Annotated in this window: 18 protein-coding genes; 15 read left to right on the top strand and 3 right to left on the bottom strand. The window is 71.2% G+C overall.

Translation table 11 applies throughout. The annotated features are described in order from the left end of the window. Positions 1 to 73 precede the first annotated feature (73 nt). From ACSMXX_RS04610 to pcaDC, 6 genes are all read left to right on the top strand, one after another. Positions 74 to 1,063, top strand: a complete 990-nt coding sequence (locus ACSMXX_RS04610; protein ID WP_473182754.1) for a sugar ABC transporter substrate-binding protein — start codon at positions 74 to 76, stop codon at positions 1,061 to 1,063. Beyond that, positions 1,060 to 2,190: an ABC transporter permease gene (locus ACSMXX_RS04605; protein ID WP_473182753.1), complete on the top strand. Its 1,131-nt coding sequence runs from the start codon at positions 1,060 to 1,062 to the stop codon at positions 2,188 to 2,190. Before ACSMXX_RS04610 ends, ACSMXX_RS04605 begins: the two co-directional genes overlap by 4 nt. Next, the gene (locus tag ACSMXX_RS04600) at positions 2,187 to 3,110 is read left to right on the top strand and encodes an ATP-binding cassette domain-containing protein (protein WP_473182752.1); all 924 of its coding nucleotides are present in this window, start codon (positions 2,187 to 2,189) and stop codon (positions 3,108 to 3,110) included. Before ACSMXX_RS04605 ends, ACSMXX_RS04600 begins: the two co-directional genes overlap by 4 nt. 199 nt (positions 3,111 to 3,309) lie before the next feature. Beyond that, complete coding sequence (locus ACSMXX_RS04595; RefSeq protein ID WP_473184632.1) at positions 3,310 to 4,464, top strand: ROK family glucokinase; 1,155 nt, start codon at positions 3,310 to 3,312, stop codon at positions 4,462 to 4,464. Beyond that, the gene (locus tag ACSMXX_RS04590; protein WP_473182751.1) at positions 4,461 to 5,024 is read left to right on the top strand and encodes a hypothetical protein; all 564 of its coding nucleotides are present in this window, start codon (positions 4,461 to 4,463) and stop codon (positions 5,022 to 5,024) included. Before ACSMXX_RS04595 ends, ACSMXX_RS04590 begins: the two co-directional genes overlap by 4 nt. A gap of 81 nt (positions 5,025 to 5,105) precedes the next feature. Next, positions 5,106 to 6,353: a bifunctional 3-oxoadipate enol-lactonase/4-carboxymuconolactone decarboxylase PcaDC gene (pcaDC, locus tag ACSMXX_RS04585; protein WP_473184631.1), complete on the top strand. Its 1,248-nt coding sequence runs from the start codon at positions 5,106 to 5,108 to the stop codon at positions 6,351 to 6,353. 69 nt (positions 6,354 to 6,422) lie between these two features. Here the strand turns inward: pcaDC and ACSMXX_RS04580 are convergent, their stop codons facing one another. Next, complete coding sequence (locus tag ACSMXX_RS04580; protein ID WP_473182750.1) at positions 6,423 to 6,815, bottom strand: MerR family transcriptional regulator; 393 nt, start codon at positions 6,813 to 6,815, stop codon at positions 6,423 to 6,425. Between the two features lie 63 nt (positions 6,816 to 6,878). Between ACSMXX_RS04580 and ACSMXX_RS04575 the strand changes: the two genes are divergently transcribed. The 3 genes from ACSMXX_RS04575 (at position 6,879) to ACSMXX_RS04565 (ending at position 9,650) form a co-directional block, all read left to right on the top strand. Next, positions 6,879 to 8,144 carry an MFS transporter gene (locus ACSMXX_RS04575; RefSeq protein ID WP_473182749.1) on the top strand — a complete coding sequence of 422 codons (1,266 nt, stop codon included), beginning with the start codon at positions 6,879 to 6,881 and terminating at the stop codon, positions 8,142 to 8,144. A gap of 77 nt (positions 8,145 to 8,221) precedes the next feature. Continuing rightward, positions 8,222 to 8,860, top strand: a complete 639-nt coding sequence (locus ACSMXX_RS04570; protein WP_473182748.1) for an MBL fold metallo-hydrolase — start codon at positions 8,222 to 8,224, stop codon at positions 8,858 to 8,860. A gap of 10 nt (positions 8,861 to 8,870) precedes the next feature. Continuing rightward, positions 8,871 to 9,650 (top strand): exodeoxyribonuclease III, encoded by a 780-nt coding sequence (locus ACSMXX_RS04565; RefSeq protein ID WP_473182747.1) that lies wholly within the window; start codon positions 8,871 to 8,873, stop codon positions 9,648 to 9,650. Positions 9,651 to 9,708: 58 nt separating this feature from the next. On the opposite strand, the gene ACSMXX_RS04560 is transcribed toward ACSMXX_RS04565, so the two are convergent. Beyond that, the gene (locus ACSMXX_RS04560) at positions 9,709 to 11,487 is read right to left on the bottom strand and encodes an SGNH/GDSL hydrolase family protein (protein WP_473184630.1); all 1,779 of its coding nucleotides are present in this window, start codon (positions 11,485 to 11,487) and stop codon (positions 9,709 to 9,711) included. 227 nt (positions 11,488 to 11,714) lie between these two features. Here ACSMXX_RS04560 and ACSMXX_RS04555 point away from each other — a divergent pair, with 227 nt between their 5' ends. Then, positions 11,715 to 12,155 (top strand): DUF6278 family protein, encoded by a 441-nt coding sequence (locus ACSMXX_RS04555; protein ID WP_473182746.1) that lies wholly within the window; start codon positions 11,715 to 11,717, stop codon positions 12,153 to 12,155. A 34-nt stretch (positions 12,156 to 12,189) separates the two neighbouring features. Here ACSMXX_RS04555 and ACSMXX_RS04550 read toward each other — a convergent pair whose 3' ends face one another. Next, entirely contained in the window at positions 12,190 to 12,969 is a 780-nt protein-coding gene (locus ACSMXX_RS04550) for a hypothetical protein (RefSeq protein WP_473182745.1), read from the bottom strand. A gap of 127 nt (positions 12,970 to 13,096) precedes the next feature. Between ACSMXX_RS04550 and ggt the strand changes: the two genes are divergently transcribed. The 5 genes from ggt (at position 13,097) to hydA (ending at position 20,359) form a co-directional block, all read left to right on the top strand. After that, complete coding sequence (ggt, locus tag ACSMXX_RS04545; RefSeq protein WP_473182744.1) at positions 13,097 to 14,926, top strand: gamma-glutamyltransferase; 1,830 nt, start codon at positions 13,097 to 13,099, stop codon at positions 14,924 to 14,926. Between the two features lie 146 nt (positions 14,927 to 15,072). Then, positions 15,073 to 16,542 carry a hypothetical protein gene (locus tag ACSMXX_RS04540; protein WP_473182743.1) on the top strand — a complete coding sequence of 490 codons (1,470 nt, stop codon included), beginning with the start codon at positions 15,073 to 15,075 and terminating at the stop codon, positions 16,540 to 16,542. Positions 16,543 to 16,770: 228 nt separating this feature from the next. Continuing rightward, positions 16,771 to 17,613 (top strand): nitrilase-related carbon-nitrogen hydrolase, encoded by an 843-nt coding sequence (locus ACSMXX_RS04535; protein ID WP_473182742.1) that lies wholly within the window; start codon positions 16,771 to 16,773, stop codon positions 17,611 to 17,613. Beyond that, positions 17,613 to 18,956 carry an aspartate aminotransferase family protein gene (locus ACSMXX_RS04530; RefSeq protein WP_473182741.1) on the top strand — a complete coding sequence of 448 codons (1,344 nt, stop codon included), beginning with the start codon at positions 17,613 to 17,615 and terminating at the stop codon, positions 18,954 to 18,956. Before ACSMXX_RS04535 ends, ACSMXX_RS04530 begins: the two co-directional genes overlap by 1 nt. Next, positions 18,953 to 20,359: a dihydropyrimidinase gene (gene hydA / locus ACSMXX_RS04525; RefSeq protein ID WP_473182740.1), complete on the top strand. Its 1,407-nt coding sequence runs from the start codon at positions 18,953 to 18,955 to the stop codon at positions 20,357 to 20,359. The genes ACSMXX_RS04530 and hydA overlap by 4 nt, the downstream gene beginning before the upstream one ends. The last annotated feature ends 4 nt before the right edge of the window (positions 20,360 to 20,363 follow it).

Genomic DNA, 20,363 nt, shown 5'->3' with positions numbered 1-20,363 from the left:
AGGTCAGCAGTACGTGTCGAGGCTGGAAGGGTTCCGCGGGAACCGCAGGGGAAAGCACGCGGGCCGGGCAGTGATGACAGCCGTCGTCCTCGCGTCCGTCGTCCTCGCGTCCGTCGGGCTCGCGGGATGCAGCAGCACCGGCGGAAAGCGGGCGGAGGAGGAGCGCAACGCGGCGGTCGGCGGCGAGGCGGCGGTGGGCACTCCCCGCTGGAAGATCGCGATGGTGAGCCACTCCGGCGAGGGGGACACCTTCTGGGACATCGTGCAGAGCGGCGCCAAGCAGGCCGCCGCGAAGGACAACATCGAGTTCCACTACTCGCACGACAAGGAGGCGGGCCGCCAGGCGCAGCTCGTCAAGGCCGCCGTCGACAACAAGGTGGACGGCCTGATCGTCTCCCTCGCCAAGCCGGACGCGATGAAGGGCGCGGTGAAGAAGGCCGTCAAGGCCGGCATCCCCGTCGTCACCATCAACTCCGGCCAGGACCAGTCCGAGAAGTACGGCGCCCTCGCCCACATCGGCCAGGACGAGGAGATCGCGGGCGAGGCCGTCGGACGTGAGCTCAACGACCGCGGCCGCAAGAAGGCCGTCTGCCTCCTGCACGAGCAGGGCAACGTCGGGCACGAGGAGCGCTGCCGCGGCGTGCGCAAGACCTTCGACGGCGAGGTACGCAACCTGCACGCCGACGGTACGAACATGCCCGCCGTGGAGTCCTCCCTGGAGGCCGAACTCCAGTCGGACCCCGAGACCGACACCGTCGTGACGCTCGGCGCACCCTTCGCCCCCACCGCCGTCAAGGCCGCCGAGGGCGCGGGAAGCAAGGCCGAGACCGTCACCTTCGACCTCAACGACCAGGCGGCCCGGGGGCTCAAGGACGGCTCGATCGGATTCGCCGTGGACCAGCAGCCGTATCTGCAGGGCTACGAGGCGGTCGACCTGCTGTGGCTGGAGCGCTACAACGCCAACATGCTGGGCGGCGGCAAGCCAGTGCTGACCGGCCCGCAGATCCTCACGAAGAAGGACGCATCCACCTTGCAGAAGTACACGAAGCGGGGAACGCGATGACGGCTGCACCCACACCCACACCCTCCGGCGCCCCTGAGGCGGCGGAAGAGAACGCAACCACCCAGGCCGGCGGCACCGGGGGAGCCGGGTCCGCCGGGAAGACCGCGGGGAGCGACGAGCGCCTGGTGCACCGGTCGCTGCTGCAGCGGCTGCTGGGGCGCCCCGAACTCGGAGCCGTCGTCGGCGCGATCGCCGTCTTCGTCGTCTTCTCGGTCGTCGCCGACAGCTTCCTGCGCGCCTCCAGCCTCTCCACGGTGCTCTACGCCTCCTCGACCCTCGGGATCATGGCGGTGCCGGTGGCGCTGCTGATGATCGGCGGGGAGTTCGACCTGTCGACCGGCGTGATGGTCACCTCCTCCTCGCTGGTCTCCTCGATGTTCAGCTACCAGATGACGGCGAACGTCTGGGTCGGCGTCGGGGCCTCGCTGCTGGTCACGCTGGGCATCGGGCTCTTCAACGGCTACATGCTCGTACGTACGAAACTGCCGAGCTTCATCATCACGCTCGGCACGTTCCTGATGCTGACGGGTCTCAATCTCGGCCTGACGAAGCTCATCAGCGGCACCGTCTCCACCAAGACCATCTCCGACATGGAGGGGTTCGCCTCGGCGAAGGCGCTGTTCGCCTCCGAGCTGACGATCGGCCCCGCCGACATCCAGATCACCGTCGTGTGGTGGCTGGGCCTGGTGGTGCTCGCGACGTGGCTGCTGCTGCGTACGAAGGCGGGCAACTGGATCTTCGCGGTCGGCGGGGGCCAGCACACGGCCCGCGCGGTCGGCGTCCCCGTCGCCCGTACGAAGATCGGCCTGTATCTCGGGGTGTCGCTGGGCGCGTGGATATCCGGCCAGCATCTGCTCTTCAACTACGACGTCGTCCAGTCCGGCGAGGGCGTCGGCAACGAACTGATCTACATCGCCGCGGCCGTCATCGGCGGCTGCCTGCTGACCGGTGGTTACGGCTCGGCGGTCGGCGCCGCCGTGGGCGCGTTCATCTTCGGCATGACGAGCAAGGGCATCGTGTACGCGCAGTGGGAGCCGGACTGGTTCAAGTTCTTCCTCGGGGCGATGCTGCTGGTCGCCGTGCTGCTGAACGCGTACATACGCAAGCGGGCGGAGGCGAACCGATGACCGCGGAGAAGGACGGGAACGTGGCGGGCAACGCACCGAAGGACGCCCAGGACAGCCGGGACGTGCAGGACGCCCCCGCCGCCCGGGACGAGGCGCCCGCGTCGGCGCAGGAGCCGGCACAGGAGTCGGCACCGCTCGTGGAGCTGGCGGACGTCAGCAAGTTCTACGGCAACATCCGCGCCCTGGAGGAGGTCTCCCTGCAGGTGCACGCGGGCGAGATCACCTGCGTGCTCGGTGACAACGGGGCCGGCAAGTCGACCCTCATCAAGATCGTCGCGGGGCTGCACCAGCACGACACCGGTACCTTCCGCATCAACGGCGCGGAGACCCGGCTCTCCTCCCCGCGCGAGGCCCTGGACCGCGGCATCGCCACCGTCTACCAGGACCTGGCCGTCGTCCCGCTGATGCCGGTCTGGCGCAACTTCTTCCTCGGCTCCGAACCCACCAAGGGCCGTGGGCCCTTCGCGCGGCTCGACGTCGAGCAGATGCGCCGCACCACCCACACCGAGCTGCTGCGCATGGGCATCGACCTGCGCGACGTCGACCAGCCCATCGGCACGCTCTCCGGCGGTGAGCGGCAGTGCGTGGCGATCGCCCGCGCCGTCTACTTCGGCGCGAAGGTGCTGGTGCTGGACGAGCCGACGGCGGCGCTCGGCGTCAAGCAGTCCGGCGTCGTGCTGAAGTACGTGGCGGCGGCCCGGGACGCCGGACTCGGAGTGGTGCTGATCACCCACAATCCTCACCACGCGTATCTGGTGGGGGACCGCTTCGTACTGCTCAAGCGCGGCGCGATGGCCGGCAGCCACCGCAAGGACGGGCTGGAGCTGGAGGAGCTGACCCGGCAGATGTCCGGCGGCAGCGAGCTGGAACAGCTCAGCCACGAGCTGGAGCGCGCGCCGGTCCCGCAGCATCTGCAGTGAGCGGCAAGAGGCCGCAGGCGCCCGGACAGGACACCTCGCATCGTCCCTGGTGAGGGGCCTGTGGCGCCGCGGCCTCGCGCGGTAGGGCAGAATCGGCCAGTGGGCAGGCGTACGGATTCGCCGTACGGACCGCCCACGACCGACCGACCCGTGGCCCACAGCCAGCAGCCGCGCACAGAGGAAAGGCCGCGCAGTGAGCATGTACCGAGAGCGCGCGGACCGGGACCGTCTCTACCGCCGCTCCGCGCCCAGCGCCAGCGTTCTGCGGACCGTCAGCACCCGGGAGCGGCGTTCGCCCCTGTCCGCGCCCCGGGTCCCCACTGTCGGCATCGACATCGGCGGTACGAAGGTGATGGCGGGCGTCGTCGACGCCGACGGCCAGATCCTGGAGCAGGTACGCGCCGAGACTCCCGAGAAGTCCAAGAGCCCCAGGGTCGTCGAGGACACCATCGCCGAGCTGGTCCTGGACCTCTCGGACCGGCACGACGTGCACGCCGTGGGCATCGGCGCCGCCGGCTGGGTGGACGCCGACCGTTCCCGCGTGCTGTTCGCGCCGCATCTGGCCTGGCGTGACGAACCCCTCAAGGACGCCCTCACCGCGCGTCTCGCGGTGCCGGTGATGGTCGACAACGACGCGAACACCGCCGCGTGGGGCGAGTGGCGCTTCGGCGCCGGACGCGGCGAGGACCACCTCGTGATGATCACGCTCGGTACGGGCATCGGCGGGGCCATCCTGGAGAACGGCCAGGTCAAGCGCGGCAAGTACGGAGTGGCCGGCGAATTCGGGCACATGCAGGTCGTGCCCGGCGGCCACCGCTGCCCATGCGGCAACCGCGGCTGCTGGGAGCAGTACAGCTCGGGCAACGCCCTGGTGCGCGAGGCGCGCGAACTGGCCGTCGCCGATTCGCCCGTCGCGTACGGGCTCGTGGAGCGTGTCGGCGGCCAGACCTCGGAGATCACCGGGCCGCTCATCACCGAACTCGCCCGCGGCGGCGACGCCATGTGCACCGAACTGCTCCAGGACATCGGCCACTGGCTCGGCGTGGGCATCGCCAACCTGGCCGCCGCCCTCGACCCGGGCGGCTTCGTGATCGGCGGCGGGGTCAGCGCCGCCGACGAACTGCTCATCGATCCGGCCCGTGAGGCCTTCAAGCGCCATCTGACGGGCCGCGGATACCGGCCGGAGGCCACCATCGCCAAGGCACAGCTCGGCCCCGAGGCGGGCATGGTCGGCGCCGCCGACCTGGCACGCCTCGTCGCCCGCCGCTTCCGCCGCGCCAACCGGCGCCGCCTGGAGAGATACGAGCGCTACGAACGGGCCGCGGACAACCTGCGACGGGCGGTGGGGCAGTGACGACCACCGCACCGCAGAGTCTGCGCCCCTCCCAGCGGCCGCCGCACCGCCCCCGCCACCGCATACTCACGCTGATCATCGTCGTACTGCTGATCGCGGTCCCCGCGGGATACGTGGTCAAGTCGGCCTTCGAGAGCCGGGACAGCGGCGAGGACAAGGAGCGCAACGCCGCCGCCACCAACCTCACCTACGGCTGGCCGAGCAAGGTCCAGCGCAACGTCTACGACGTCCCCTTGCCGTCCAAGTCCAGCCACTACGCCTTCTACGAGGCCAACTCCTGGCAGACCAGCACGCTCTACGTGCAGTTCCGCCTCCCGGAGAAGCAACTCCGCGATTTCCTCGACGACGTGGGCACCAGCTCTTCCGCTCTGCGGTCCGGGCAGGTCACCATCAGCGGCAAGGAGGCCGAGAAGGTCGGCTGGGACCTGGACAGGGACGGGCACGACTACGAGGGCACCACGTACCGGCAGGGCAAGAGCCGTCCCGATGTGGCGATCACCGTCGACCGCACGTACAAGAGCATGCCCCGTGTGTATGTCGTGTCCACCGTGAAGTTCTGATGTACACAGCAATGCCCCCGAGGCCGCACCCCGGCACGCGCTGGGTAGCGTGGCCGCGTGAGCGAGAAGCAGAGTGACCGGATGTTGCAACACCGCCTCGACGGCCCCGACGACGCCCCCGTGCTCGTGCTCGGTCCGGCCCTCGGCACGACCTGGCACATGTGGGACCGGCAGATACCGGAGCTGACCCGCAACTGGCGCGTTCTCCGCTTCGACCTGCCCGGTCACGGCGGAGCCCCCGCGCACCCCGCCGACTCGGCGACGTCGCTCGCCGAGCGCGTCCTAGCCACCCTCGACTCCCTCGGCGTGCAGCGCTTCGGCTACGCCGGGTGCTCCATAGGCGGCGCCGTCGGCATACAGCTCGGCATGCTGGCGCGCGACCGGCTCTCCTCCCTCGCCCTCATCTCCAGCTCGCCCCGCTTCGGCACCGCCGACGCCTGGCGGCAGCGCGGTGTCGTCGTCCGTACGAACGGACTCGACCCCATCGCCCGCTCCACGCCGGAGCGCTGGTTCACGGAAGGCTTCAGCGAGGCCCAGCCGGCGATCGTGGAATGGGCCGTGCAGATGGTCCGCACCACCGACCCCGGCTGCTACATCGCGGCATGCGAGGTGCTGGCCGCCTTCGACGTACGCAGCGAACTGGGCGGCATCGGAGTTCCCACGCTGGTCGTCGCGGGCGCCGAGGACGAGGCGACGCCGCCCTCCGACGCCCGCGCCCTGGTCGCCGGGATACCGGACGCCAGGCTCGCCATAGTGCCCGGAGCCTCGCATCTGACGCCTGTCGAACAGCCGGGCGCCGTCACCGAGTTGATCATCAGGCACTTCACCACGAGCTGGCAGGAGTCCCCCGCGGGCCCGCCCGCGCCCGCCCCCGTGATCACGCCCGTACCGGCCAGACCCACCGGCGCCATAGCCGAACTGGAGTCCGCCGACGCCGCGGCCGGCCGCGGCGACACCTACGACGCCGGGATGAAGGTGCGCCGCGAGGTCCTCGGCGACGCGCACGTGGACCGGGCGCAGGAGAACGCGGACGACTTCACCCAGGACTTCCAGGACTTCGCCACCCGCTACGCCTGGGGCGAGATCTGGACCCGGCCGGGCCTCGACCGGCGTACCCGCAGCGTGATCACCCTCACCGCGCTCGTCTCCCGCGGCCACTTCGACGAACTGACCTTCCACATCCGCGCCGCCCTGCGCAACGGGCTCACGCCGGAGGAGATCAAGGAAGTCCTCCTGCAGACCGCGGTGTACGCAGGCGTTCCGGCCGCGAACTCCGCGTTCACGGTGGCTCAGGATGTCATCCGCGAGGAGACCACGCCGGAGGACTGACGCCCGGCGTACCCCGCCCGCGCCCGCAGCGCCCGGCTTCGGGGCTGCAGGACCGTGAAGTTGCTGCGGTCAGGGCGCCGCGCCGGCGGTGCCCAGTAGTTCGCACTGGTCGAAATTCATGCAGCCGCACTCCAGACAGTCCGCGACCGCCTGGCGCAGGGCCTGGGTCTGAGCGATGTGCCGGTCGAGTTCGGGCAGCTTGCGCGTGGCCATGTCCCGCCACTGGCGCGTGGCCGACGGCCTGGTGTCGCCGGCGAGCAGCTGCGTGATCTCGGCGAGGGTGAACCCGGCCCGCTGCGCCATCCTGATCAGCGCGACCCGGCGGACGGCAGTCGCAGGCCATACTCGGCGCCCGCCTTCGCGGCGCGCACCGGGCAGCAGACCGCGCTCTTCCCAGTAGCGCAGGGCTGAGGCACGCACACGAGTCCTGTCCGCCAGCTCACCGATGGGCAGATACCGCATGCCTGTCCCCCTTCCAGGCCCGTCATTGACTTCAAGCATGCTTGAAGGACGACCGTGACCGTCATGCTCTCAGCACTGCCGGGACGCCTGCTGCCCGGACCCTACCGCTCGCTGTTCGCCGACCGGACCTTCCGGCGGCTGATGCCGGTCTTCGCCCTGTCCGACCTGGGCGACGGCATGACCGTCGTCGCCGTCGCGTGGCTGGCACTCGCGCTGGGGCCGGAGGGCGGCCAGGGCGCGCTGGCCGGCATCGCCGTCGCCGCGTATGTCCTGCCCGGTGCCCTGGGTGCGGTGGCTCTGGGGCGGTGGATGCGACAACTTCCGGCGCAGCGGCTCCTGGTGACCGACTCCGGGCTACGGGCCTTGCTGCTGGGAGCCATCCCGCTTGCGCAGCTGGCGGGAGTGCTCACCCCGGCCCTGTACGTCGGGCTCCTGGCTGCCTCCTCGCTGCTGCACGCCTGGGGCAAGGCCGGCAAGCACGCCCTGTTCGCGCCTCTGCTCTCCGACGACCGACGTCTGGTTGCCAACAGCGTGCTCAGCGCCAGTGTGTGGAGCGCGACGATCACGGGACCCGCTCTCGCGGGTCTGCTCGTGGCAGCGGCGTCGCCGGCATGGATCATCGGTTTGGACGCCGCCACGTTCGCGGTGCTCGCCTTTCGGACCGCCCGCACTGCCCTGCCGTCGTCACCGGTCGCGGCAGCCGGCGGCACACGCCAGGGTCTCGGCATCCTGCGCCGTCAGCCGGAACTCCTCGGCCTGCTCGCCGTGACCTGGGTGTTCAACTTCGCCTTCGGCCCGGTCGAAGTCGCTCTTCCCGTATTCGTCGCCGGCGACCTGCAAGCCGGCCCGGGGCTGCTCGGCGCCTACTGGGCCGCCTTCGGGACCGGGGCCGTCATCGGCGCTCTCGCGCTGGGCGTGGCCAGACGACTTCCCCTGTGGCCCGCCATGCTCGCGATCATCGCCGGACACGGCGTCGGCATGCTCCCCTTCGCCCTCACCCACACCGCACTCCCCTCCCTGGCCGGCTTCGCCTTCGCCGGGCTCGTGTACGGCCCGTACTCCGCGCTCTCCTTCACCCTGCTCCAGGAACGGGCACCCGCCGGCTCGCTCACCACGGTCCTGGCCGCACGCAGCGCCGTGCTGCTCACCGCCTCTCCTCTGGGGGCGGCGCTCGGCGGCTTCCTCCTCGACAGGACCAGCGGCCCCACCGTCCTCACCGGCTGCGGCGCCCTCATGATCGTCATCCCGGTGGTCAGTGCCGTCGTGCTCAATCTCCACGGGACACGTCGGCAACGGCGTCAGTCCGCACACGCCCCGTACCCGGGGTGACTCCGGCGACGCGGCAGAGGGGAGCCACCCGGCCCGCGTCGGACGAACGGCCGTCGGCGACAGGCAGAATGGGCCCCATGAAGCTGATCAAGAAAGGCCACGCCTGCGTACGGATCGAGCAGGACGGGCGCACGCTCGTCATCGACCCCGGAGGCTTCAGCGAGGACGACGCCGCCGTCGGAGCCGATGCGATCCTCGTCACGCACGAGCACCCGGACCACTTCGACGAGGGCCGGCTGCGCGCCGCCATGGAGGCCAACCCGGCCGCGCAGATCTGGACGCCGCGCAGCGTCGCCGAGAAGATCTCCACCACCTTCCCCGGCCGCGTGCACACCGTCGGCGAGGGCGACACCTTCGACGCCGCCGGATTCGAGGTCGAGGTGCACGGCCAGCTGCACGCCGTCATCCATCCGGACATCCCGCGGATCGTCAACTGCGGCTATGTCGTGGACGGTTCGGTCTTCCACCCGGGCGACGCGCTGACCGTACCGGGCCGGTACGTCGACACGCTGCTGCTGCCGGTGCACGCCCCCTGGAGCAAGGTCTCCGAGGTCATCGACTACGTACGGGAGGTCGCGCCGCGCCGCGCCCTCGACGTGCACGACGGGCTCCTCGCGGACCGGGCACGGCCGGTCTACGACCGGATGATCGGCGACCTCGGAGGCGTGGAGCACGGCCGTCTGGCCCCCGGCGAGAGTGTCGGTGTGGCGCGGTAGATTTCACGGCATGCGTATCGCGACCTGGAACGTGAATTCCGTCGGGGCCCGACTGCCGCGGCTGCTGGAGTGGCTGGAGTCCGCCGGCCCCGATGTGGTCTGTCTCCAGGAGCTGAAGTGCTCCGCCGAGGCGTTCCCCGCCGCCGAAGTCGAGGCGCTGGGTTACGAGTCGCTGGTCAACGGCGACGGACGGTGGAACGGGGTGGCGGTGCTCTCCCGCGTCGGCCTCGCCGACACCGTCCTCGGCCTGACCGAGGGCCCGGCGTACGAGGGCGGCCAGGAGTCCCGCGCCGCTGCCGCCACCTGCGGCGGCGTGCGGGTGTGGTCGGTGTATGTGCCCAACGGCCGCGAGGTCGGCCATCCGCACTACGACTACAAGCTGCGGTGGCTGGAGGCGCTGCGCCTCACCGCCCGGCACGAGGTCTCCGGCGACACCCCCTTCGCGATACTGGGCGACTACAACATCGCCCCGGCCGACGAAGACGTCTACGACCGCGCCGAATTCGAGGGCTCCACGCACGTCACCGAGCTGGAGCGCGCCGCCCTGAAGGCGCTGCGCGAGGAGGGCCTGACGGATGTGATGCCCCGCCCTCTGAAGTACGACCACCCCTACACGTACTGGGACTACCGGCAGCTGTGCTTCCCCAAGAACAGGGGCATGCGCATCGACCTCGTCTACGGCAACGCCCTCTTCGCGGCGGCCGTCAAGGACGCCTACGTCGACCGCGAGGCGCGGAAGGGCAAGGGAGCCTCCGACCACGCCCCGGTCGTCGTCGACCTCGAAGTCTGACCGGGCGGGGGCTCCGGGGCGCCGGACGACGCCCCGGAGCCCCGGCCCGGCCCGAGGGTTACGGCACCAGCTTCTTCAGCTCCACCGAGTCCGCCATCGCCTTCAACCCCGCGTCGCCCGGGTGCAGATGGTCCCCGCTGTCATAGGCGGGGAGCATCCGCTGCGGGCGCGCCGGGTCCCGTACGACGGCGTCGAAGTCGAGCACCGCGTCGAAGGTGCCCTTGCTGTCGCGTACGAAGGCGTTGACGGCGCTGCGCTTGGCGTCCACTTCCGGGAAGCAGTCCTTGTAGCCCTCACAGGGCGTCAGGGTGGCGCCGATGACCCGCAGTCCACGCTCGTGCGCCCGCCGCGCGATCTCCTTCAGGCCCGCGATGACCTCTTCGGGCGTCGCGCCCCACCGCACGTCGTTGATGCCTTCGAAGACGACGACGGTGTCCGCGTTCGTCTGCGCCAGTACGTCGCGCTCCAGCCGGTGCACGGCGCTGACGCCGCCGGTGTCGTCGCTGACCCCGTCGCCGGGATAGCGGTCGGAGACGACGCGGTTCGCGGAGATGCCCTGGTTGAGCACCCCGTAGCGCGGGACCTCCTGCTGTGCGCGCAGCCGCCGCGCCAGCACGTCCGGCCAGCGGCGGTTGGCGCCCGGCGTGGAGCGGACCCCGTCGGTGATGGAGTCGCCGAACGCGACGACGGATCCCGGGCCGCCCCGCACGTCGACGGCCGTGAGGAAGGGCCAGACCTCCAACGACCCGGTGAACGCGCTGCCTTCCGTGTCTCCTGTGCGGTCGCCGCTGCCGTTCGCGCTCACGTAGCTGCGCTGGCTGGTCGCGCTGTGCACCGGGGCCGCCGCGACCGGCCCCGGCAGGTGGATGCTGACCAGCAGATTGGTGCCGGCGGGCACCTGGAAGCCGACGGGGTCGCTGACGGCGCTCGTGCCCGCGGGCATCACCACGCCGTCGCGTCCGCCGAACTGCAGCCGCACCGGCCGGCCCCGCCCTGTGGCGCCCTCGCGCTGTACGACGACCGACGCGTGTCCGATCTCGACGGGGCCGGAGGCGAAGGTGTTCGCCAGCTTGATCCGTGTACGGGAACCGCCGGCCGAGGGGTGCACGACCAGCCGGAGGGTCTGGTTCTCCCAGGGGCCGACGGTGGTGTAGCCGGCGGTGCTCGTCGTCCAGCTCCCCGTCCAGGACGACTCGTCGCGCCGTACGGACGCGGCGAAGACGTGCAGATCGCTCTCGGTGCCGGGGTCGCGGGGCAGCGTGATCGAGCGGATGCGGCGGTCCTCCTCCACCGGCACGGTCACCGCGTACAGCTTGGCCTTCTCGGCGAGCGGGCCGCCGGATCCGGTGTTGACGTGCGGCAGCGCCACGGCCTTCGTGGCGAGGGGGCCGCCGCGCCAGTCGGGGGCGGAGAGCGTGTAGGCCGACGTGGAGCCGTCCCAGTAGCGGACGGTGCCGGTGCCGGTGACGTCCGTGCCGGGACCGCCGCGCGATGTGCCCGCCACCAGGAGCGAGATGGCGTTGCCCGTTCCGCTCAGCCGCACCTGCTGTCCGTCGGCCGTCACGTTGTCGGGGCTGCCGGGCCGGGTGTGCGGCCAGCGCAGCGAGGCGGAGTCGAGTCCGAGAAGCCGGCCGGGATTCCAGCCGGCGGCGCGCAGATCCTGTGCGGACAGGGAGTTGCCCGCCCCGTCGAAGTCGGCCTCACCGGGGCGTGCGTCGTCACTCACCGCCCGGTTGTCGAAGAGCCGCTCCAAAGGGAGCGGCTCAGTGGTGTTCGTCGCTGTGCGGCTTTCCGCGACCGCGACCGCGGGGGTCCCCGCGGCGGTCAGCAGGATCATGAGGGGAACGTTCCACAGACGTCCGCGCACGCCGACAGTCCTCTCTCTCGTCCGGCACCAACACCCGCTCCTCGCACCCCGATTCGAACGAGGCCCGGTGAAGGTAGAGAGACGGCAAAGCGGCGTCAAGGTGTCCGGTCGGGACACTGACCGTTTTTTCCGCACCCCTGCCCGATGCACAGCGTGCCTGTGGTGCGGGCCCATGTGGGGATGCCACCCTGACCCGTATGAACATCCCCTTCCTGGACAACTGGCGTAAGAGGCACGAGGAGGCGCAGAGCGCGTCGCTCGCGGACGCGGTGTCCAGCGACCCCGAGGGCGCCGCCCAACTCCTCTCGGAATGCGAACTGCTGCGTAACCAGGCCGAGGACGCCGGAGTCGAACTCGACGACTCCGCCGAGTCGTTGTCGGCGCTCGACCAGCTCCTGCCGCGCTGGCGCGAGGACCCGGAGGTCGCACCCTGGCTCGGCAGCGACGCGGGCCTGTATCTGGGCACGGTCCTGGTGCGTACGGTGCCGGGCGCCGCGTGGCGGCTGCGGCCCGACGGTCAGCCTGTGGTGCGGCTGGAGTCGGGCCGGGAGCTGGACGTGCTGGAGGAAGGGGCCTCGTGGGCGGAGACCGGCACCCCGGAGCTGTCGCAGCGCTACGCGGAGTTCTCCGAGGGGTGAGGACGGTGCCGCCGGGCCGGCTTCCCGCGGCGGCTCAGCTCTTCGCGCGGTGGTTGCCGCGTCGTCCGCCACCGTCCGCGTCGGCCTGGGACGGCGGCGGCGCGGTCGCCGCACGGGTGACGTCGGCGACGAGTTCGACGACGTCCGCCCCGTACGCCTGGGAGTTGACGACCCTCAGCAGCACGCAGAAGTTCCCGTTCGTGCCGTACTTGCGCATCAGCCGCGCGTGGTGCCGGGCCAGATAGCGGGCCGCGGCCTGGTTCGTGACGGAACGCTGGCCGCAGAAGAGAAAGACGGGACGGGCGCCGTCGCCCTGCCCGGCCGTCAGACGTGCGAGCAGCACGTGCTCCCGCACCCCGGACTCCAGCAGATGCCGTTCGCCGCCGATCGTGAAGGCGCCCCGGTCCGGGCTGTTCCCGGTCTCCGTGTCGATGTGGACGCCGGGCAGCAGCGACTGGAGATGCGCCGCCATGCGGCGGTTCGAGACGGGCCCGCCGAAGCAGAACTCGGTGCGCTCGCCGAAGCCCTGCTGCGCCATGTCGTGGGATATGACGTCCCCGTTCGCACCGCACTCCTTGACGACCGCCGACAGCTCCAGCAGCGCGAAGACGTCGTTGCGGGCGACGGACCACTCGGCGGTCGCCGCGTCGCGGTTGACCACCAGCAGACACTCGGAGTGCTCCGGCAGGCCGAAGAAGCGCTGCTTCCGGCTCAGTCCGCGCTGCCACAGATACGTGCGCGCGAACCAGCCCAGGGCGACGGCCAGGGCCACCGCGAGCACACCCAGCACGAGCCAAGGCAGGTTCTCCGTCATGGTGCGGCAGCGTACATCCGCAGGCGAAGGGGGCGTACGGGAGTCTGCGGGATCGGCGCAGCACCGGTGCTGACGTGCCTGCGGCTGCGGGCTAGTCTTCGCTGACCCGTCACCTCAGGAGGTCTCCATGCGGCGTATGACCAACCGCCGTTCTGCCAGACTGCTCGCCGTGATCACCGCCACCGCCGCGGTGGCGACGGTGGGTGTGGCCGCCGCGCCCGCCTTCACCGGAAGCGGCCAGGGCGCGGACCGCGAGCCGTCGAAGAAGCCGGTCGCGGTCGGTCACGGCGGCGCCGTATCCAGCGTCGACGCCGACGCGTCCGCAGCCGGCATCAAGGTGCTCAAGCAGGGCGGGAACGCCGTCGACGCCGCAGTGGCCACCGCGGCCGCGCTCGGCGTCACCGAGCCCTACTCGGCGGGCGTCGGCGGAGGCGGCTACTTCGTCTCCTACGACGCGGCCAGCGGGAAGATCCGCACCCTCGACGGACGCGAGACCGCCCCGAAGAGCGCCGACGAGAAGCTCTTCCAGGAGGACGGCAAGGCGCTGCCGTTCGACGAGGTCGTCACCAGCGGCCTGAGCGTGGGCACTCCGGGAACGCCCGCCACCTGGGAGAAGGCGCTCGGCAGGTGGGGCACCAAGCCGCTGGGCAAGGTCCTCGCCCCCGCCGAGAAGCTCGCCCGTGACGGCTTCGAGGTCGACAAGACCTTCCGTCAGCAGACCGCAGACAACGAGGAGCGCTTCCGCAAGTTCCCCGACACGGTCGACCTGTTCATGCCCGGCGGCAAGCTGCCCGAGACGGGCAGCACCATGCGCAACCCGGACCTCGCCCGTACGTACGACACGATGGCCCGCGAGGGCACCGGCCCGCTCTACGACGGGGCGATCGCCGACGACATCGTGGAGACGGTACGCAAGCCCCCGGTGGACCCGGACGGCGGCGAGAAGGTGCGCAAGGGCGACCTGACGAACGAGGACCTGAAGGCGTACAAGATCAAGAAGCAGGCGCCCTCGCACACCCGTTACCGCGGTCTCGACGTCTTCGGCATGGCGCCCTCCTCCTCCGGCGGCACGACCGTGGGCGAGGCGCTGAACATCCTGGAACGCAGCGACCTGGGCGAGCTCAGCAAGAAGCAGCTGCTGCACCGCTACATCGAGGCGAGCCGCGTCGCGTTCGCCGACCGCGGCCGGTGGGTCGGCGACCCGGCGGCGGAGGACGTGCCGACGAAGGAGCTGCTGTCACAGCGCTTCGCCGACTCGCGTGCCTGCCTCATCAAGGACGACGAGGTGCTGAAGAGCCCGGTGGCGCCCGGCGATCCGCGTGACCCCGCGGACTGCGGTTCCGGTGACAAGGCCGCGCCCACGACGTACGAGGGCGAGAGCACTACGCACCTGACGACCGCCGACAAGTGGGGCAACGTCGTCTCCTACACCCTCACGATCGAGCAGACCGGTGGCAGCGGCATCACCGTCCCCGGGCGGGGCTTCCTGCTCAACAACGAGCTGACGGACTTCTCCTTCAAGGCCGCCGACCCGGACGTGCACGACCCGAACCTGCCCGGTCCGGGCAAGCGTCCGCGCTCGTCGATGTCGCCGACGATCGTGCTCGACGACGGCAAGCCCGCCTTCGCGCTCGGCTCACCCGGCGGCGCCACGATCATCACCACGGTGCTCCAGAGCATGATCAACCACGTGGACCGCGGCATGCGGCTCGACAAGGCGCTCAACGCACCGCGCGCCAGCCAGCGCAACGCTGCGAAGACCGAGATCGAGCCGAAGCTGTACGACAGCGGCGTACGGCCCGAACTGGAGGATCTCGGCCACTCCTTCACCGAGATCGAGGAGCTGGGTGCGGCCACGGCCGTGCAGCCGCTGCCGGACGGGCGCTGGCTCGCTGCGGCCGAGGAGGAGCGGCGCGGCGGCGGCTCCGCGATGGTGGTGCGTCCCTCGAAGAAGTAGGAGCGGAAGCAGGAGCAGGAGCAGTAGCGGGAGCCGGAGAGCACAGGGAACAGCAGCCGGCCGGACGGCCGCTGGGAGCGGGACGAAAAACGTCCGTAGCGTTCCGGTAACACGCGCCGTAACACGGCGGGTGTGGAATGCGGGGCATGGCTGATATGCCCGCTCCGGCGGCCGTCCGGCAACCTCCCGGCGCGGTGCGTTCGTACGCCGCAGAACTCCTCGCGATGGCCCGGCGGCTGGATCCCGCGTCGGGCTGGTTCGCCGTCTTCGCGGAGCACGATCCGGACGGGCTGCGCGAGTGTCTGTCGGGGCGGGAGATGCCGCCGTGGGACGTAGTGGCCTCACTGCTGGAGGACCTGCGGCGACTGCACGGTCCCGGCGCGGCGGTGCAGGCGGAGGAGCGGCTGCGCCCGCTGCACGGCACGGCCGTCGTCGCGTACGACCGCCATGTCGGCGGCGAACCGGTGCTGCGTCAGCGACTCGCCGCGGCAGCGGGGGAGTTGGACGAGGCGGCGGCGCGTGTCCGCGCGCTGGAGGCAGAGGGCGGCGGCGAGGAGCAGGCGTGGGCGCGTGACTATCTCGTACGCGTCGAGTCGCGCTGCGCGGAACTGCGCGCCCGCCTCGCGGCCGTGGCGGCCACGGGGCACGCGAAGCCGACGGGTCACGCCAAGCCGACGGGTCACGCCAAGCCGACGGGGCCCGGCACAGATGCCGAGGCCACCGCGCCCGATGCGGCCGCCGAGTCCCGTGCGGCCACCGGTGCCGATGCGGTCGCCCCGCCCGATGCGGTCACCGCGCCGCCTCCGCCCAAGAGGCGTGCCCGCACGGGCGGTTCGCGTTTCGCGGGCGCCCCCGGCGAGGAGGCGGAGGCCGCGGAACCGGCGCCGATCGTGCCGCCCGGCGCCCCCTCGCCCGACCTCGCTCCCCGTACCGGCGACGCGGGTGATCCCGGTGGCGTGACGCGGGGCGGTGGTTCCGCGAGCGGTGAATTCGCGCCGCGCGGCGCACGGTTCGCCGGATCGGTGCAGCAGCCCACCGCCGTCGGGACCGTCCCTTCCCGTGCGGAGATCGCCGCGGCCCGCACGCTCGCGGACGAGGCCGCGGCACGGCTCGTACGGCTGCGGCGAGCCGGAAGCGGGGGAGAGGCGCACGCCCTGCTGTGCGAGGCCGCGCACTGGCCGCCGCTCCGATTCGCCGTGCTGGTCGACGAGTTGCAGGGGCGCGGGCTGGCACCGGATGCGGGAACACTGCTGTGGGAGGCGGCGGCTCTGCCCTCCGAGGCCTTCGCCGCCGCGGCCGCGGCCCTGGCCGCCCTCGGCCGCGACGAGGACGGCATCCGGATGCTGCGCCTCGGCGTGTCCCGTCCGCCGCACCAGATCGCGGAGGCGGCACTCGCCCTGCACCGCGCGGGCCGGGAGCGTGAGGCCACGGAGCTGCTGGCGGCGGTGATACGGGCCCGTACGCCCGCCGGGGCCGCGCAGGTGGTGCGCGCCGAGCCGGCGGTGCTCGTACGCCTCGTGCTGGAGGCGGCCAGCGCGATGTCCCAGGAGCAGTGGAGCAGGGTCGCCGCCGCCCTGCGGACGGCGGAGGTTCCCGGCGTGCCCAAGGCGCTGTGACGGCCCGGGGAATACCTGTGCCTGCTGCGCCGCCACCACTCGTCGTGCCTGGTGGGCGGCGTGCGGACGGCCGCGCCGGCAGGCCGCGTACCTGCCTGTGGGAAGGAGATCGTTCGGGCGACGTGGCGCAGATGCCCTTGCCACCGTGCGAGACCCGACCTACGGTCACATTCTCACGTGGATCTACGCGTGTCGAATGGCCTTGACCTCCCGGCAAAGGAGCTGCTCATGCCCGATGTTGTGCGCGCCGCACTCGTGCAGGCGACATGGACCGGCGACACAGACTCGATGATCGAGAAGCATGTGCAGCACGCGCGCGAAGCGGCCCGTCAGGGCGCCCGCATCATCGGCTTCCAAGAGGTCTTCAATGCCCCGTACTTCTGCCAGGTGCAGGACGCCGAGCACTACAAGTGGGCGGAGCCCGTGCCGGACGGACCGACCGTGCGGCGCATGCAGGAGCTTGCGCGGGAGACGGGAATGGTCGTCGTCGTCCCTGTTTTCGAGGTCGAACAGCCCGGTTTCTACTACAACACCGCCGCCGTCATCGACGCCGACGGCACGGTGCTGGGCAGCTATCGCAAGCACCACTTGCCCCAACTGCCGGGATTCTGGGAGAAGTTCTACTTCAAGCCCGGCAACCTGGGCTGGCCCGTCTTCGACACCGCCGTCGGCCGCGTCGGCGTCTACATCTGCTACGACCGCCACTTCCCCGAGGGCTGGCGTGCCCTGGGCCTTGAAGGCGCCCAGCTCGTCTACAACCCCTCGGCCACCTCCCGGGGCCTCTCCAGCCACCTTTGGCAGCTGGAGCAGCCCGCTGCCGCCGTCGCCAACGAGTACTTCGTAGCCGCCATCAACCGCGTCGGCACCGAGGAGTACGGCAGCAACGACTTCTACGGCACGAGCTACTTCGTCGACCCGCGCGGCCAGTTCGTCGGCGACGTCGCCAGCGACAAGGAAGAGGAACTGGTGGTGCGCGACCTCGACTTCGACGTGATCGACGAGGTGCGGCAGCAGTGGGCCTTCTACCGGGACCGCCGCCCCGACGCGTACGAAGGGCTGGTGCGTCCCTGATGAATGCCCAGCACACCGCGGGCTCCGCCGACGCGCTGCTCCGGCGCCACCGCGCCGTCATGCCCGACTGGCTCGCGCTCTACTACGGCGAGCCGATGGAGATCACCCACGGCGAGGGCAGGCACGTCTGGGACGGCGAGGGCAACCGCTACCTCGACTTCTTCGGCGGCATCCTCACCACGATGACGGCGCACGCCCTGCCCGAGGTCACCAAGGCCGTCAGCGAGCAGGCCGGGCGCATCCTGCACACCTCCAGCCTCTATCTCGACCGTCCCATGGTGGAGCTGGCCGAGCGCATCGCCGCGCTGTCCGGTATCCCCGACGCCCGCGTCTTCTTCACCACTTCGGGCACCGAGGCGAACGACACGGCGCTGCTGCTGGCCACGACGTACCGCCGCTCCAACCAGATCCTGGCGCTGCGCAACAGCTACCACGGCCGCTCGTTCTCGGCGATCGGCATCACCGGCAACCGCTCCTGGTCGCCCACGAGCCTCTCGCCGCTGCAGACGCTCTACGTGCACGGCGGCGTCCGTACCCGCGGGCCCTACGCCGCCCTGGACGACGCCGAGTTCACCGAGGCCTGCACCGCGGACCTGGAGGACATGCTCGGCCAGACCGGCGGCGACGTCGCCGCGCTGATCGCCGAACCGGTGCAGGGCGTCGGCGGGTTCACCTCACCGCCGGACGGTCTGCTCGCCTCGTTCCGTGAAGTCCTGCGCGAGCACGGCATCCTGTGGATCAGCGACGAGGTGCAGACGGGCTGGGGCCGCACCGGCGAGCACTTCTGGGGCTGGCAGGCCCACGACCGGGCCGGACCGCCGGACATGCTCACCTTCGCCAAGGGCATCGGCAACGGCATGTCCATCGGCGGTGTCGTCGCGAGCGCCGAGGTCATGAACTGCCTGCCGGCCAACTCCATCTCCACCTTCGGCGGCAGCCCCGTCACCATGGCCGCCGGCAACGCCAACCTCAACTATCTGCTGGAACACGACCTTCAGGGCAACGCGCGCCGCGTCGGCGGCCTGCTGCTGGAGCGGCTGCGGGCCGCCTCGGCCGGCCTCGGCGTCGTACGGGAGGTACGCGGCCGCGGCCTGATGGCCGGCGTGGAGATGGTCGAGCCGCACACCGACACCCCGTCGCCGCGGGCGGCTTCGCTGGTGCTGGAGGCGGCACGCGAGAGGGGCCTGCTCATCGGCAAGGGCGGCGGCCACGCCACCAGCAGCGTGCTGCGCATCGCGCCGCCGCTGAGCCTGACCGTCGCGGAGGCGGAGGAGGGCGCCGAGATCCTGGAGGACGCCCTGCGTGCCGCCGACACCGAGCTCGAAGGGAAGAGCACGCAATGACGCACTCACGTACGGTCGTTCGCGGGGGACTCGTCATCACCGCGGCCGACGAGACGCACGCGGACGTACTCGTCGAGGACGGACGGATCGTCGCCACCGCCGCCACCGGCAGCAGCGTGGCCGAAGGCTGGAACGCCGAGCGGACCATCGACGCCACCGGCAAGTACGTCATCCCGGGCGGGGTCGACGGCCACACCCACATGGACTTCCCCTTCGGAGGCACCTTCTCCTCCGACGACTTCGAGAGCGGCACCAAGGCCGCCGCGTGGGGCGGCACGACCACCATCGTCGACTTCGCCGTGCAGCAGAAGGGGCACGCCCTGCGCGAGGGCCTGGACCGCTGGCACGCCAAGGCCGACGCGCAGTGCTCCATCGACTACGCCTTCCACATGATCCTCTCCGACGTGAACCAGGGGACGCTGAAGGAGATGGACATGCTGGTGGAGGAGGGCATCACCTCCTTCAAGATGTTCATGGCCTACCCCGGCGTCTTCTACAGCGACGACGGGCAGATCCTGCGCGCCATGCAGCGCACCGCCGCCAACGGCGGGCTGACCATGATGCACGCGGAGAACGGCATCGCCATCGACGTCCTCGTCGAACAGGCCCTGGCCGCCGGCCGCACCGACCCCCGCCACCACGGAGAGGTGCGCAAGGCGCTGCTGGAGGCGGAGGCCACGCACCGCGCCATCCAGCTCGCGCGGGTGGCCGGTTCGCCGCTGTACGTCGTGCACGTCTCGGCGGAGGAGGCCGTGGCCGAGCTGGCGACGGCACGGGACAAGGGTCTGCCGGTGTTCGCGGAGACCTGCCCGCAGTACCTCTTCCTCTCGACCGACAACCTCGCCGAGCCGGACTTCGGCGGCGCCAAGTACGTCTGCTCCACGCCGCTCCGTCCCCGCGAGCACCAGGCCGCGCTGTGGCGGGGCCTGCGTACGAACGACCTCCAGGTGGTCTCCACCGACCACTGCCCGTTCTGCTTCGTCGGCCAGAAGGAGCTGGGCCGCGGGGACTTCTCGAAGATCCCCAACGGCATGCCGGGCGTCGAGCACCGCATGGACCTGCTGCACCAGGCCGTGCTCGACGGGCACATCTCGCGCCGCCGCTGGATCGAGCTGGCCTGTGCCACCCCGGCCCGCATGTTCGGGCTCTACCCCAAGAAGGGGACGCTGCAGCCCGGTTCGGACGCCGACATCGTCGTCTACGACCCGGAGGCCCAGCAGACCCTCTCGGTCGAGACGCACCACATGAACGTCGACTACTCGGCGTACGAGGGCAAGCAGATCACCGGGCAGGTCGAGACAGTGCTCTCGCGCGGCGAGACCGTCATCGACAGGCGCACTTACACAGGACGAGCCGGGCACGGGCAGTACACGCCCCGCGGTCTGTGCCAACTCCTCGACTGAGACC

Source organism: Streptomyces sp. DSM 116795 (assembly GCF_055792905.1).
This window is presented reverse-complemented; position numbering and strand designations above follow the sequence as displayed.